The organism is Algimonas ampicilliniresistens, assembly GCF_030159955.1.
Taxonomy (GTDB): domain Bacteria; phylum Pseudomonadota; class Alphaproteobacteria; order Caulobacterales; family Maricaulaceae; genus Litorimonas; species Litorimonas ampicilliniresistens.
In genome coordinates, this window is the sequence record NZ_BSNK01000002.1 from 753,738 (window position 1) to 767,491 (window position 13,754).

The 13,754-nt window shown below is 53.1% G+C and carries 8 protein-coding genes, 3 tRNA genes and 3 rRNA genes; 13 read left to right on the forward strand and 1 reads right to left on the reverse strand.

Features of this window, described 5'->3' with window-relative positions:
- Positions 1–3: 3 nt before the first annotated feature.
- Positions 4–1,008: a 2-dehydropantoate 2-reductase gene (locus QQL54_RS11480; RefSeq protein WP_284390792.1), complete on the forward strand. Its 1,005-nt coding sequence runs from the start codon at positions 4–6 to the stop codon at positions 1,006–1,008.
- Between the two features lie 134 nt (positions 1,009–1,142).
- Here QQL54_RS11480 and QQL54_RS11485 read toward each other — a convergent pair whose 3' ends face one another.
- A complete protein-coding gene (locus tag QQL54_RS11485) occupies positions 1,143–1,643 on the reverse strand; it encodes an Hsp20 family protein (protein ID WP_284390795.1) in 501 nt (166 codons plus the stop codon).
- A gap of 169 nt (positions 1,644–1,812) precedes the next feature.
- On the opposite strand from QQL54_RS11485, the gene QQL54_RS11490 reads away from it, so the two are divergent.
- From QQL54_RS11490 to QQL54_RS11545, 12 genes are all read left to right on the forward strand, one after another.
- Positions 1,813–2,685 (forward strand): class I SAM-dependent methyltransferase, encoded by an 873-nt coding sequence (locus tag QQL54_RS11490; RefSeq protein WP_284390797.1) that lies wholly within the window; start codon positions 1,813–1,815, stop codon positions 2,683–2,685.
- 109 nt (positions 2,686–2,794) lie between these two features.
- Positions 2,795–3,091 carry an SCP2 sterol-binding domain-containing protein gene (locus QQL54_RS11495; protein ID WP_284390799.1) on the forward strand — a complete coding sequence of 99 codons (297 nt, stop codon included), beginning with the start codon at positions 2,795–2,797 and terminating at the stop codon, positions 3,089–3,091.
- Between the two features lie 43 nt (positions 3,092–3,134).
- Positions 3,135–4,112 carry an alpha/beta fold hydrolase gene (locus QQL54_RS11500; protein ID WP_284390800.1) on the forward strand — a complete coding sequence of 326 codons (978 nt, stop codon included), beginning with the start codon at positions 3,135–3,137 and terminating at the stop codon, positions 4,110–4,112.
- Positions 4,113–4,174: 62 nt separating this feature from the next.
- Positions 4,175–5,257 carry an NAD(P)/FAD-dependent oxidoreductase gene (locus QQL54_RS11505; RefSeq protein WP_284390802.1) on the forward strand — a complete coding sequence of 361 codons (1,083 nt, stop codon included), beginning with the start codon at positions 4,175–4,177 and terminating at the stop codon, positions 5,255–5,257.
- 711 nt (positions 5,258–5,968) lie between these two features.
- Positions 5,969–7,449, forward strand: a 16S ribosomal RNA gene (locus QQL54_RS11510).
- A gap of 215 nt (positions 7,450–7,664) precedes the next feature.
- Positions 7,665–7,741 (forward strand) — tRNA-Ile (locus QQL54_RS11515).
- 40 nt (positions 7,742–7,781) lie between these two features.
- Positions 7,782–7,857: transfer RNA gene (locus tag QQL54_RS11520), tRNA-Ala, on the forward strand.
- Between the two features lie 280 nt (positions 7,858–8,137).
- Positions 8,138–10,928 (forward strand): 23S ribosomal RNA (locus tag QQL54_RS11525).
- A gap of 105 nt (positions 10,929–11,033) precedes the next feature.
- Positions 11,034–11,148 (forward strand): 5S ribosomal RNA (gene rrf / locus QQL54_RS11530).
- The 16S, 23S and 5S rRNA genes sit together here with 2 tRNA genes alongside, the layout of an rRNA operon.
- 178 nt (positions 11,149–11,326) lie before the next feature.
- On the forward strand, positions 11,327–12,583 hold the full coding sequence (locus QQL54_RS11535) for a hypothetical protein (RefSeq protein WP_284390804.1): 1,257 nt from the start codon (positions 11,327–11,329) through the stop codon (positions 12,581–12,583).
- Between the two features lie 133 nt (positions 12,584–12,716).
- Positions 12,717–12,793: transfer RNA gene (locus tag QQL54_RS11540), tRNA-Met, on the forward strand.
- 206 nt (positions 12,794–12,999) lie between these two features.
- Positions 13,000–13,737: an endonuclease III domain-containing protein gene (locus QQL54_RS11545; protein ID WP_284390806.1), complete on the forward strand. Its 738-nt coding sequence runs from the start codon at positions 13,000–13,002 to the stop codon at positions 13,735–13,737.
- Positions 13,738–13,754 lie beyond the last annotated feature (17 nt).

Below are 13,754 nucleotides of genomic sequence, written 5' to 3' on the forward strand. Positions count from 1 at the left end.
CTTATGATGGCGCAATCTCGCATCATTATTTTCGGGGCCGGATCGATCGGCTGCTATCTCGGCGGACGGATCCTGCAAGGCGGCGGGCGGGTGCGTTTCATCGGTCGGGACCGTTACGCCCAGGCGATTGCCGAAAATGGGCTGTCACTGACTCGTTATGACGACCCAATTGTGCGCTTAACAGATATTGATTTCCAGACGGACCCTACTGGATTGAAAGGCGCAGAGATCGTCGCACTATGCGTCAAAAGCGGAGATACACGCGACGCGGCGCGCATGATCCGCGACTATGCGCCCAAGGCTTGGATTGTGTCGTTTCAGAACGGCCTGTCCAACTTGCCCGCGCTTTGCGACGAGCTTCCCAACAATAAGATTAGTGGGGCGGTGGTTCCGTTCAACGTCACCTCCCCCACGTCTGGACAGTTCCATCAAGGCACGGCGGGTGATCTGATCATTGGGCCGGAGGCCCCAGAGGCTTTGACCGGATCACTGCGACAGGCCGGCGTCGGGGTTCAAATCGTGGATGATATTGATGGACATCTTTGGGCTAAGCTTCTGGTCAATCTCAATAATGCCTTGAATGCGTTATCCGGCGGACCATTGCGCGATGGGCTGATCCAACGCGATTATCGGCGAGTGCTGATTGCGATGATCGAAGAAGGTCTGGCCGTGGCTAAAGCCGAGGGCGTTGCCGTCGCGACGTTCAATGGGCGCGCCCCACAGGCGCTCCTTAAGATCATGTCGAGACCGGACTGGATTTACCGGATTATCATGGACCGCATCGTGAAGATCGACCGCACAGCGCGGTCCTCCATGCTCGATGATCTGGAACTGGGCCGTTCATCGGAATTGGATCATCTGCAAGGAGAGATCGTCCGGCGTTCGGATCGGATGGGTGTTGATGCACCCGTCAACCGCGCGGTTATGGCCGCTGTGGAGCAGGCCTTCGCTCAAAAGAAATCGCCCCGCCTAAGCGGGGCGCAAATGGTTGAGCTATTTCTGCGATGATGTCGTCTCAACCGAGTTCGCGAGGCGAAAAATGTGCGGCGCCATGTGACTGGGAGGGGAGTAAGCACACGGCGCCGCTTTTTGCGGTCGGCACACCTAAGGGGGAGGAAGGGGGCCGGTTCGCTAGTCTCTATTTAGGCAGCCTTTCGCTTGCCGCCAGTTTTCGAGGTGATTAATTTTTCGCCACGTGCAGCTGAGCCAATTTCGATGCGTCTCGGCTTAAGGGCTTCCGGCAGCTCACGTTCCAAGGAAATCGTCAATAATCCATTGGCAAGTTGCGCGTCTTTGACGAACACATGGTCAGCCAATTGGAAGCGCCGTTCAAAGCCGCGTTCGGCAATGCCGCGATGCAGATAATCGAGCTCGTCATTGGCGCTCTTATCGTCAATGTTGCCTGTGACGGTCAGGCGGTTTTGCTCACTCTCGATCGATAGATCGGCGTCAGAAAATCCTGCGACAGCCAGTTCGATACGGTAGGCGTCGTCTGATAGTCGCACAACATTATAGGGCGGATAGCTGGTGTTGCTCCCCGCTTGTGCCGTGGCAGCGTCGATAAGGCCGGCCATACGGTCCAAGCCAACGAAAGAGCGATAAAGGGGCGATAGATCGTAGGCCCCGGTGGTCGTAGTTCTCATGGGTGCATCCTCTTCAAGCAATGCGGTTTCACGTTAATGCACAACCCGTTAGGCATTGTGCGACAGGGTAGGTGGGAATATCTTCCTGCGAGTTCAAGAGGTCGCGAGAGGCTTGTAATCCAGCCCGTCCCGGCTATGGAAACCGGAACAAAAATTGGAGATACTCTTGATGAAACGATTGCTGATCGGTGCTGCCGTCTTAATCACGGCTTGTTCGGGTGGTTCATCTGAACCCGCAGCAACGGCTGATGCGCAGGTTGCGCCTGTCGCAGACGTGCAAGCTGTTGAAACGCGTTTGACGCTTGCGGACGCCATTGCGCATCCACGCCGGGCGGAAGACGCGGCTCGTGATATGTTCCGCAATCCGCAAGAGACATTGGATTTCTTCGAAGTTGGGCCAGGTCAAAGCGTCGCAGAGATTTGGCCGGGCTGGTACACGCCGATTCTGGCGCCTTATATGGCAGACAATGACGGGACTTATGTCGCGGTTCTGTATCCTGATGGTGTGTCCGAACGGCTCGATAGCCGAAACACCGCATTCAAAGACCGGTACGCCGACACGGAAACCTATGGTGCGATCCAATTTGATAGCTTCAGTGGCGATACGGGCCTCTCAATCGCCGATAATTCCGTCGATACTATTCTAACGTTCCGTAACGTCCATAACTGGATGGGCGGCGATTATGCTGAGACAGCGTTTGCCGAGTTCTATCGGGCATTGAAGCCGGGCGGCATGCTTGGTGTTGTCGAGCACCGATTGCCGGAAACTCAGTTGCAGGACCCGAAAGGCGGGACGGGTTACGTGCAAGAGAGCTACATGAAAGCGCTGGCGTCTGACGCCGGGTTTGAATTTGTCGAAAGCTCTGAGGTCAACGCCAACCCATTGGACACAGCCGATCACCCAATGGGTGTCTGGACTTTGCCGCCGCGTTCAGCCCAGCCTAAAGAGGGATCAGAGGAGGCGGCGACCTTTGATGCAGAGCTATATCGCAACATCGGCGAGTCTGATCGAGCAACGCTCAAATTCCGTAAACCTGAATAGAGAGTCGGATTTAATCCGTTTGTGAATGGCGAGCGCGCTAATTTAAGACTTGGCGTGCCCGCAGCCCTTCCCCATATAACCCAAACACGCAAACCTGCTGGAGTTTCCCATGGACAATGACGCAATCGCCACCCGCATGACAGAGGCGCTGGCAAAGGCCGGTGGCCTTGATAAATCTGTTAAGTTTGATTTTGGTGGTGAAGGCTCTGTCTTTGCCCACGGCACGACGGCTGAAGTCGATTCAGACAAAGAAGCCGATTGCACGATCAGCGTCGACAAGTCTGACTTTATCGCGCTGGCCGAAGGTAACCTCGATCCCATGATGGCCTTCATGTCTGGCAAGCTTAAAGTTGCGGGCGACATGAGCGTTGCTATGGGTCTGCAGAACATCTTCTCGAACATGTAGGCCTCTATCGCGGCTTCGTTGTTTCGGAGCTGCGGTGTTTCCCATGCTAGATTTTGACAGGGCGGATTTGGTCCAGCCGGGCGGTCATTCCGTGCCGGATGGTTTGGGCCCGCGACTATCGCTCTATTTCCTCGACCGACCGGCCGGGGATCACGGCCCGGCGCAGAGACTGCGCGTTATGCTGGCCACAAATGGAACAGACGGCGAGCCCCGTGGGACGATCTTCTTTTCACCGGGTCGCACCGAATTCATTGAGAAATATCTCGAAACCGTCGACTCGCTGACCCAGCGTGGATTCTGGGTCGTTATAATGGACCCGCGTGGCCAAGGGCTCTCAGGGCGAATTCTCGAAGACCGCCTCAGATCCTATGTCGAGACTTTCCAAGACTATGCCGATGATCTTGGCTGGATTTGCGATACGCTCGCCCCGCATTGTCCGAAGCCCTTTATCGCGATGGGGCATTCCATGGGTGGAACCATTGTTCTTCACGCCGTGCTATCAGCCACGCTCAGTCCGTCAGCCGTGATCTGTTCGGCCCCCATGTTGGGGTTGGTGGATGTCGATAACGGTTTGATGCGGAGCGGAATTCGCGCTCTGTCGGCTCTGGGTTTGTCTAAGAGCAATCTCCCATTTCAAAAGCAACGTGGCGGTCTACCCGTCGCTTTTGCGGATAACAAACTGACCTCTGACCGAGACCGTTACCGCCGCTGGGCGTCTTTTTTCCAAGACACGCCGCGTCTTCGGGTCGGGGAGCCGACCTTTGGCTGGATTGCGGCGGCGCTGAATTCGATGGCCTTTATCAATCGCAATGCGCCGCAACTCGGTATTCCGGGGTTGATGGTCGCTGCGGGCGGGGACCAGATTGTCGACCCTGCGTCGATTGAACAGTTCGCGATGAAGTCGGGCTGTGACTTCCACGTTGTCCCGGGCGCGAAACATGAGCTGTTCCTAGAGAGAGACGTGATGCGGAACGAGTTTCTAGGTGTTATCGACCGCTTCCTTGAAGAGCAGGCGCTCTGAGCGCCACTTAGGCTAGGCGAGGACTCAACCCTTGCAAAATTCACCCAGCCCTTGAAAATTTAATGACCACCCGCGCCCCTCATATTGTCATCCTCGGTGCTGGCCTGATCGGCCTGTCGTGCGCTGATGCGCTTATAAGGGGCGGTGCGCGGGTCACCGTCCTGGAAACACAGGCAAGGCCCTTGCATGGGGCCAGCTTCGCGAATTCTGGCATGATCCACCCCTCCCAAGCCTGTCGTTGGGTCGGCGCAATGAATGATCCAGAGGTCGACGCTGCCGTGCATGAGTTGGCCATACGATCACGGGGCTTGCTGATCGGCCGAATGGGCGATCTGGGCCTCAAATCAATGCGATCGCGCCCAGCGGGTTGTTTTCAAATTTTTGAGACTGAGGATTTGGCGGATCATGCTCAGTCTCGCTTGATCGCACGGGGCATAATGACGGAGCGTCGCGGGCCGGAGTCAAACACCTTCAATCGTCCGAGCCTATTCTTCCCAGAGGATCGATCCGGTGACGCTCTAGCCTACGGGCAAGCCTTGGCGAGAGTGATTGAAGGTCAGGGCGGTGTGATTCGGACCGGGGTTAGTCGTCCGATTCTTGGGCGCGACGTAGATGGTGTGATCACCGTCGCGGTCGAAGGTAGGCCTATAGAGGCCGATCACGTGGTCGTGGCCTGCGGGTCTCAGACTGCGGAGGCACTCAAACCTGTCGGATTGGATGTGCCTATCCAATCGATTCGCGGTTGGGCGGTTGATTTTGACAAGCCCGAATCGGTCAAGCTGCCGATTCAACCTGTCATGGATGCAGCAACACGGTCTGCGCTGACCCCATTTGAGGATTGGTTTCGCCTATCCGGAACATGGGGAGAGGAATCTGAAGGCCTTTTGCTGAGTCGTTGGTCAGAAATAATGCCTGATGTGATGTCGATCTGCACAGAGGTGCGTCAGATTTGGTCGGGCGAACGCCCTGTTTCTGCTGAAGGGCGACCTTTTATTGGCCCGACTCAGATTCCAAATTTATGGATCAATGCCGGTCATGGCCATATGGGTTGGACCTTATGTGCAGGATCTGGCGATTTAATGGCGGAAATGATCCTAGAAGGCCGCGTGGAAACCCGCTTCGCACATCAAAATTCAGCGCACTGAAATCATCCGAAAGCCTAATGATTATTGGCTTTAAGGTCGTTACTCACAACTCTATCCACACCCTCTTGCGGGTCCTACATGTAGTTTAGTGCAGACAGCGCTTGCGTTCACAGCGGATGGCCCTACTTAGCGCTCGTCACTTGGCAACGCCGAGTGGCCAACCACTAGTCTTCTAGACGGATGCCGCTTCGGCGCGCTGAACTCTTCTGCGGAAACGCGTTGACCGGGCCCTTGAAAAACTGGCATAGGCGCTTCCCCGTGAAGCAACGGTTTGTTTTTCTCTGGTATTTGTAGGGACTGACGCGAAAGCGACAAAAACTGCAGATTGGCGAAAAAAAGTGTTGCAAAGGAAAATTCATTTTCCTAAGTAGCGCGCCTCGCTGAAGAGAGACACTCTTCACGGCGAAAGCCAAAGTGAGGGGGTCTCCTTCGAGAGGCCTTTTGTTTTGGGTAGAGAACTCGTTCTTTATCCGAGCTGTTTGACATCGTGAATATTGGGAAGAGAGACGCAGGCGGCGTTTGGCGGCGCGCAGATCTGGTAACAGACTGCACACATTGTCAAACGTCACATGACGTTTCTTTTCATGAAGTTACGATCGCTTGGTCGGTCTTTTGATCGACTTGAGCACTCGTGATTTCTTTGAAACGCACAAACGCTGTAGAGCTTCGGCTCTACGACGTCAGTGAATGAATGTGACGGTCAGACACTCTCAACCTGAGAGTTTGATTCTGGCTCAGAACGAACGCTGGCGGCAGGCTTAATACATGCAAGTCGAACGAGACCCTGGAGCTTGCTCCAGGTGACAGTGGCAGACGGGTGAGTAACGCGTGGCAACCTACCCTTCGGTGGGGGACAACAGTTGGAAACGACTGCTAATACCCCATACGTCCTCCGGGAGAAAGATTCATCGCCGATGGATGGGGCCGCGTTAGATTAGCTAGATGGTGGGGTAATGGCCTACCATGGCGACGATCTATAGCGGGTCTGAGAGGATGATCCGCCACACTGGGACTGAGACACGGCCCAGACTCCTACGGGAGGCAGCAGTAGGGAATATTGGACAATGGGCGAAAGCCTGATCCAGCCATGCCGCGTGAATGATGAAGGCCTTAGGGTTGTAAAATTCTTTCGCTAGGGAAGATAATGACTGTACCTAGTAAAGAAGCCCCGGCTAACTCCGTGCCAGCAGCCGCGGTAATACGGAGGGGGCAAGCGTTGTTCGGAATTACTGGGCGTAAAGCGTGCGTAGGCGGATCAGAAAGTATGGGGTGAAATCCCAGGGCTCAACCCTGGAACTGCCTCATAAACTTCTGGTCTTGAGTTCTGGAGAGGTAAGTGGAATTCCTAGTGTAGAGGTGAAATTCGTAGATATTAGGAGGAACACCAGAGGCGAAGGCGGCTTACTGGACAGATACTGACGCTGAGGCACGAAAGTGTGGGGAGCAAACAGGATTAGATACCCTGGTAGTCCACACCGTAAACGATGAGAGCTAGTTGTCTGCAAGCATGCTTGTAGGTGACGCAGCTAACGCATTAAGCTCTCCGCCTGGGGAGTACGGTCGCAAGATTAAAACTCAAAGAAATTGACGGGGGCCCGCACAAGCGGTGGAGCATGTGGTTTAATTCGAAGCAACGCGCAGAACCTTACCTACCCTTGACATGCCGGTCGAGATTTCCAGAGATGGATTTCGTCAATTCGGTTGGACCGTGCACAGGTGCTGCATGGCTGTCGTCAGCTCGTGTCGTGAGATGTTGGGTTAAGTCCCGCAACGAGCGCAACCCTCACTTTTAGTTGCCAGCATTTAGTTGGGCACTCTAGAAGAACTGCCGGTGCTAAGCCGGAGGAAGGTGGGGATGACGTCAAGTCCTCATGGCCCTTACGGGTAGGGCTACACACGTGCTACAATGGCGCTGACAGAGGGTTAATCCCTAAAAGGCGTCTCAGTTCGGATTGTCTTCTGCAACTCGAAGACATGAAGTTGGAATCGCTAGTAATCGTGGATCAGCATGCCACGGTGAATACGTTCCCGGGCCTTGTACACACCGCCCGTCACACCATGGGAGTTGGTTCTACCCGAAGGCGCTGCGCTAACCAGTTTACTGGAGGCAGGCGACCACGGTAGGGTCAGCGACTGGGGTGAAGTCGTAACAAGGTAGCCGTAGGGGAACCTGCGGCTGGATCACCTCCTTTCTAAGGATTTTTCTTGAGGATCTTCGGCTTCGGCCACGCATCCTTTCGAAAACCTAGAATATACTTAGGTCCGAGGGCTCACGCCCAACCTCTTTAGTGAGGATCGGATCATTAGCGGTCAGACGCCGTCTTCGTTTCTCTTCCCATTTGGTTATTGTCGCCCGTGAACAATTTGGTTCACAATAGACGGTAACTGTTGAGACGGTTGCAACTGGAGGCCGGTAGCTCAGCTGGTTAGAGCGCACGCCTGATAAGCGTGAGGTCGGAAGTTCAAGTCTTCTTCGGCCTACCAACTGCGGCGTTCCTGGTTCCCTTTAGCATTATGTCTGTGAGGGGCCTTAGCTCAGTTGGTAGAGCATCTGCTTTGCAAGCAGAGGGTCATCGGTTCGAATCCGATAGGCTCCACCAGGACCTTAAAACCATCTCAACACGGAAACGAATTACCACCTACATTGTAGGCTGGTAGGTTTTTGACATCGTAAATGGAGGGCTCATCCGCCCAGAGAACCGGACATCAACATTTGTCTGGCTCAATTCTCTTAGGATGGGCTTTGAATAGTAAAGATATCGTCTGGCATATGCTCAGACGCGAGCGTTTCAGTTACATCGACTGGGCAATCCTCGCGCATGAGCGCCAAACATTGAGGCCGCATCATCTTCTGGCGATGCGGCCCTCTCGAGATCGAAGAATCAAGCGTTACAAGGGTTTCTAGTGGATGCCTTGGCGCACAGAGGCGATGAAAGACGTGGTACGCTGCGAAAAGCCTGGGCGAGGTGCGAACAACCTTCGACCCCAGGATCTCTGAATGGGGAAACCCAACTCTACAGATTCTGATATTCTTCCGAGCTTAGGTTCGGGATCGTATCGGAATTTGAGAGAGTTATCTTAGTCTGAATACATAGGACTAAAGAAGCAAACCCGGGGAACTGAAACATCTCAGTACCCGGAGGAAAGGACATCAACCGAGACTCCGTTAGTAGTGGCGAGCGAACGCGGATCAGGCCAGTGGCTATTTGTATCTAAACCGAATGCGTTGGGAAGCGCGACCAAAGTGGGTGACAGTCCCGTAGGTGTATTGCTGCAGATGGTCCTTGAGTAGGGCGGGACACGTGAAATCCTGTCTGAACGTGGGGGGACCACCCTCCAAGCCTAAGTACTCCTGTGCGACCGATAGTGAACAAGTACCGTGAGGGAAAGGTGAAAAGTACCCCGACGAGGGGTGTGAAACAGTCCCTGAAACTGGAAATCTACAAGCTGTCGAAGCCTCCTTGCGGGGCGACGGCGTACCTTTTGTATAATGGGTCAGCGACTTGGTCTCACAAGCAAGCTTAAGCCGTTAGGTGTAGGCGTAGCGAAAGCGAGTGTTAATAGCGCGAATGAGTTTGTGGGATCAGACCCGAAACCAGGTGATCTAGCCATGTGCAGGTTGAAGGTGAGGTAACACTCACTGGAGGACCGAACCCACTTATGTTGAAAAATGACGGGATGACATGTGGCTAGGGGTGAAAGGCCAATCAAACCTGGAGATAGCTGGTTCTCCGCGAAATCTATTTAGGTAGAGCGTCTGATGAATACCCTAGGGGGTAGAGCACTGGATGGGCTAGGGGGACTCACCGTCTTACCAAACCTAACCAAACTCCGAATACCTAGGAGTAATATCAGGCAGACACACTGCGGGTGCTAAGGTCCGTAGTGGAAAGGGAAACAGCCCTGACCGTCGTCTAAGGTCCCTAAATAATCACTAAGTGGTAAAGAATGTGAGAGTGCTTAGACAACCAGGATGTTGGCTTAGAAGCAGCCATCATTTAAAGATAGCGTAACAGCTCACTGGTCAAGCGCTCCTGCGTCGAAAATGTACCGGGGCTAAAGTGATTTACCGAAGACACGGACGCACATTTATGTGCGTGGTAGCGGAGCGTTCCGTAAGCCTGTGAAGGTCGACTGCGAGGTCGGCTGGAGGTATCGGAAGTGAGAATGCTGACATGAGTAACGATAAAAGGGGTGAGAGACCCCTTCGCCGAAAGATCAAGGTTTCCTGCGCAATGCTAATCAGCGCAGGGTTAGCCGGCCCCTAAGACGAGGCAGAAATGCGTAGTCGATGGGAACCAGGTAAATATTCCTGGGCCATTGGGTGGTGACGGATTGCGTGTATTGTTCATCCTTATTGGATTGGATGGGCAGTGAAGCAGTTCCTGGAAATAGCCCCCATATATGACCGTACCCCAAACCGACACAGGTGATCAGGTAGAGAATACCAAGGCGCTTGAGAGAACTATGCTGAAGGAACTCGGCAAATTACCTCCGTAACTTCGGGAGAAGGAGGCCTCACCAGTGGGCAACCATTGGTGAGGGGCACAGACCAGGGGGTGGCGACTGTTTATTAAAAACATAGGGCTCTGCGAAGTTGCAAAACGACGTATAGGGTCTGACGCCTGCCCGGTGCTGGAAGGTTAAAAGGAGGGGTGCAAGCTCCGAATTGAAGCCCCAGTAAACGGCGGCCGTAACTATAACGGTCCTAAGGTAGCGAAATTCCTTGTCGGGTAAGTTCCGACCTGCACGAATGGCGTAACGACTTCCCCACTGTCTCCAGCATAGACTCAGTGAAATTGAATTCCTCGTGAAGATGCGAGGTACCCGCGGCTAGACGGAAAGACCCCATGAACCTTTACTACAGCTTGACAGTGACATTTGTAACAATTTGTGTAGGATAGGCGGGAGACTTTGAAGCGTGGGCGCCAGCACACGTGGAGTTGTCCTTGAAATACCGCCCTTGTTTTTATGAATGTCTAACCGCGGCCCGTTATCCGGGTCCGGAACATTGTCTGGTGGGTAGTTTGACTGGGGCGGTCGCCTCCTAAAGAGTAACGGAGGCGCGCGATGGTTGGCTCAGACCGGTCGGAAATCGGTCGTTGAGTGCAATGGCATAAGCCAGCCTGACTGCGAGAGTGACAACTCGAGCAGAGACGAAAGTCGGTCATAGTGATCCGGTGGTCCCGCGTGGAAGGGCCATCGCTCAACGGATAAAAGGTACTCTGGGGATAACAGGCTGATGACGCCCAAGAGTCCATATCGACGGCGTTGTTTGGCACCTCGATGTCGGCTCATCGCATCCTGGGGCTGGAGAAGGTCCCAAGGGTATGGCTGTTCGCCATTTAAAGCGGTACGTGAGCTGGGTTTAGAACGTCGTGAGACAGTTCGGTCCCTATCTACCGTGGGAGTAGGAGTTTTGAGAGGATCTGCCCTTAGTACGAGAGGACCGGGGTGGACATTCCTCTGGTGGAACTGTTGTCGCGCCAGCGGCATTGCAGTGTAGCTATGAATGGAACGGATAACCGCTGAAAGCATCTAAGCGGGAAACCAACCTCAATACGAGAGCTCCCTTGAGAGTCGTTCAAGACTAGGACGTTGATAGGCTGGGTGTGGAAGCATGGCAACATGTGAAGCTTACCAGTACTAATAACTCGATTGGCTTGATTACTCGATCTCGTTGGCGCTCATGCGCGTGGCTTGCCAGCTACGTGTGTGGAGCACGGTCAGACGATATCTTTACTATTCAACACACGCTTGACGTGGCCTGCATTAACCGGGTGGTTATTGCGAGAGGTCCCCACCCGATCCCATTCCGAACTCGGTCGTTAAGCTTCTCAGCGCCGATGGTACTTTGTCTTAAGGCACGGGAGAGTAGGTCACCGCCCGGTTTATCCAGGCCACGATGAGCGTGTATCCTCCAATTACAAACGACATCAAAGCCGCTTCGAGCAATCGAGGCGGCTTTTTTTTGTTTGTTTACGGTCTATATTTGTGACAGATTTTAAATGAGGCGAATAAGACCTATTTTCCGAACATAAACCGACCACGGACGTACAAGGGGATCCGATGAAAAGAAATTTTGCCGCCATCGCCTTGGCGGTTTCGATGGTTCTGTCCGGATGTGCAACAGTCATTGCTCCTGTGCCGCTTACCCGCAAGCTTGATAATGACATGAGAGTCTCAATTAGCGATATACCAGTCGCGATTACAAAGAATGATGGCGTCGTAGCGGCTTGGACATCTGCGGCCTACGCACCAGACGGATCTTATGCGTCGGTTCCGACTTATGCGATACCAGCGGGAAGCGGTCCATTGGCTGCGGGAGTTGGTGGCGCCATCGGCCAGTCTATTGCTGTCGCTATTATGGATGCAGTTCCATCTGCGCGTGCGCGTCGATCCGTTGAGGTTCTGAACGCCGATATCGACAAAGCTGCGTTGGATGCAGCTTTGACAGAGAGATTAATAAACGCAGCTGCGGCTTCGGAGATTAATTTTTCATCTATTGATGTCGTTGAGACTAAACGGCGGGCCGATCCGATTGATGGTCAACTCTCAATAAAAACACGCTATGCATTGGCCGAGGATGCAAGTGCCGTTCAAGTCCAAGCGACTGTTGAGTATTATGACTCTGCGGTCCCGTATTCAACGCGTTACGTTTTTGAATCGAAACCACCGCGTTCGGAAATGAAAGGCCCGCACTACCGGAATACCTTCACATATCATTCTGATAAGTTCGAAGCTCCAGAATTAACAGATGAGGTTCGGGAAGCTTTGGTCTTTGCTTTGGGCGAAGAGCGAGAGGCTCGCATTCGCGACATAAAGGATGATTACAAGCAGGCGTTGAAAGATGGTTTGTCTGATCGAAAGCTGGCTCGCGTTAAAAAGGGATCCCAGAAAGAACTGTCACTAGCAAAGAAAAATCATGAAAAAGGCCTCAAATCTGCTGAGGATGACAAACTTTCTAAGACTGAAAAAGCTGTCCTAATCATCGGTCAATGGCGGAAGGGTGAACAGAGTTCACCGCTCGAAACCGCCCTCAGCGAGGGCCAAGACTTCATTGCGAAAATGATTGTCGCGGATTTTATTGACCCAACTATACCCCCAATGGTTCTACCGACACTTCCAGAGAAGAATAAGGAGCGACTCGCACTTATCGAAAATCGCGGAATAGGCATACTCGGTCTGCAATATAATAAGGTTTTAGAAGACTACGGGGATAGACAGGTTATTCAGATTACCTCTGGTCTGACTTCCGGTGCCTATCATTCGATTCCTGCATCTGGAACTGCGAGTTACGGAAACACTTTTAAGGTTGCTGAGTAAGCTGCTCTACCAATTAGAAGATTTTAAGTTCATGAAAATTAGACATTTCCGAAATCACAGAAGCTGGGCGCATTACGAATGTACTTACCTCTTGCACCTCCGATTTCGCTTCCATATATGCCTGTTCTCTTGGCGCGGGGTGGAGCAGCCCGGTAGCTCGTCAGGCTCATAACCTGAAGGTCGTAGGTTCAAATCCTACCCCCGCAACCAAGTCGATGATCCCGCCGCAAGGCGGGATTTGTCGTTTCAGGACCCTCAATTTCGGCGTCTTTCGAAATGCGACCGCGCTCCCATTGGGGCGGCCGGTCGTTCGTTATTCCTCATCAGAACGTTCGCTGTGATGAAAGTTAGCCTGTGATCTGCATAAAATAGGAATATGTTCTTGTTTTGTTCGTTAATTCTGCTTGTTTAAGGTTATGCAGTTTTTTCTGGATATGGATGGGCGAACAGAAGCGCTTCGAATGATCCATAAGCGTTTAAGGGATCATTTTGTCGGCTTCCCGCCGCGTTACGTCATCCTTGATCCGGTCAGTCAGCTGGTCATGAGTATGTTGGGAGGGCATACTTATAGTCATGTTTCCAAGGCGGCTCATGCCGATCTTGTCAGGAATTATCGCAATTGGTCCGATGTGCGCGCTGCCCCTGTTAGGGACATCGAATACATTATCCGAAACGTGACCTATGCAGAGGTCAAGGCATCCAGGCTGGTGCGGGCGCTAGCGCTCATATCGGATGAGAGCGGACATCCTAGTCTCGACCATTTGGCGGCAATGTCTGTTGAGGCTGCGCATGACTGGCTAGAACGACTTCCCGGTGTGGGGCCTAAGACAGCAGCCGCTGTGTTGAATACGAGCTATTTGCAAAAGCGGAGCCTGGTGATCGATACGCATCACCTTAGAATTCTTGAACGGTTGCAGATTGTCAGGCCAAATACGAGCATCGCGCAGGCCTACAGCCAAGTCATGCCGTTACTACCAAGTGATTGGTCTGCTCACATAATGGACGTGCATCACATGCTGTTCAAAAAACTAGGGCAAGTTATCTGCCGCGTTCATATCGCCCATTGTGAGGATTGTCCGCTCAATCAACTCTGCCCCTATCCCGATAAATCTGACGAGGGCAAAGCAACGCTTGCAATGATAACGTCACACTGACTTGCTAGCGCGTCTTT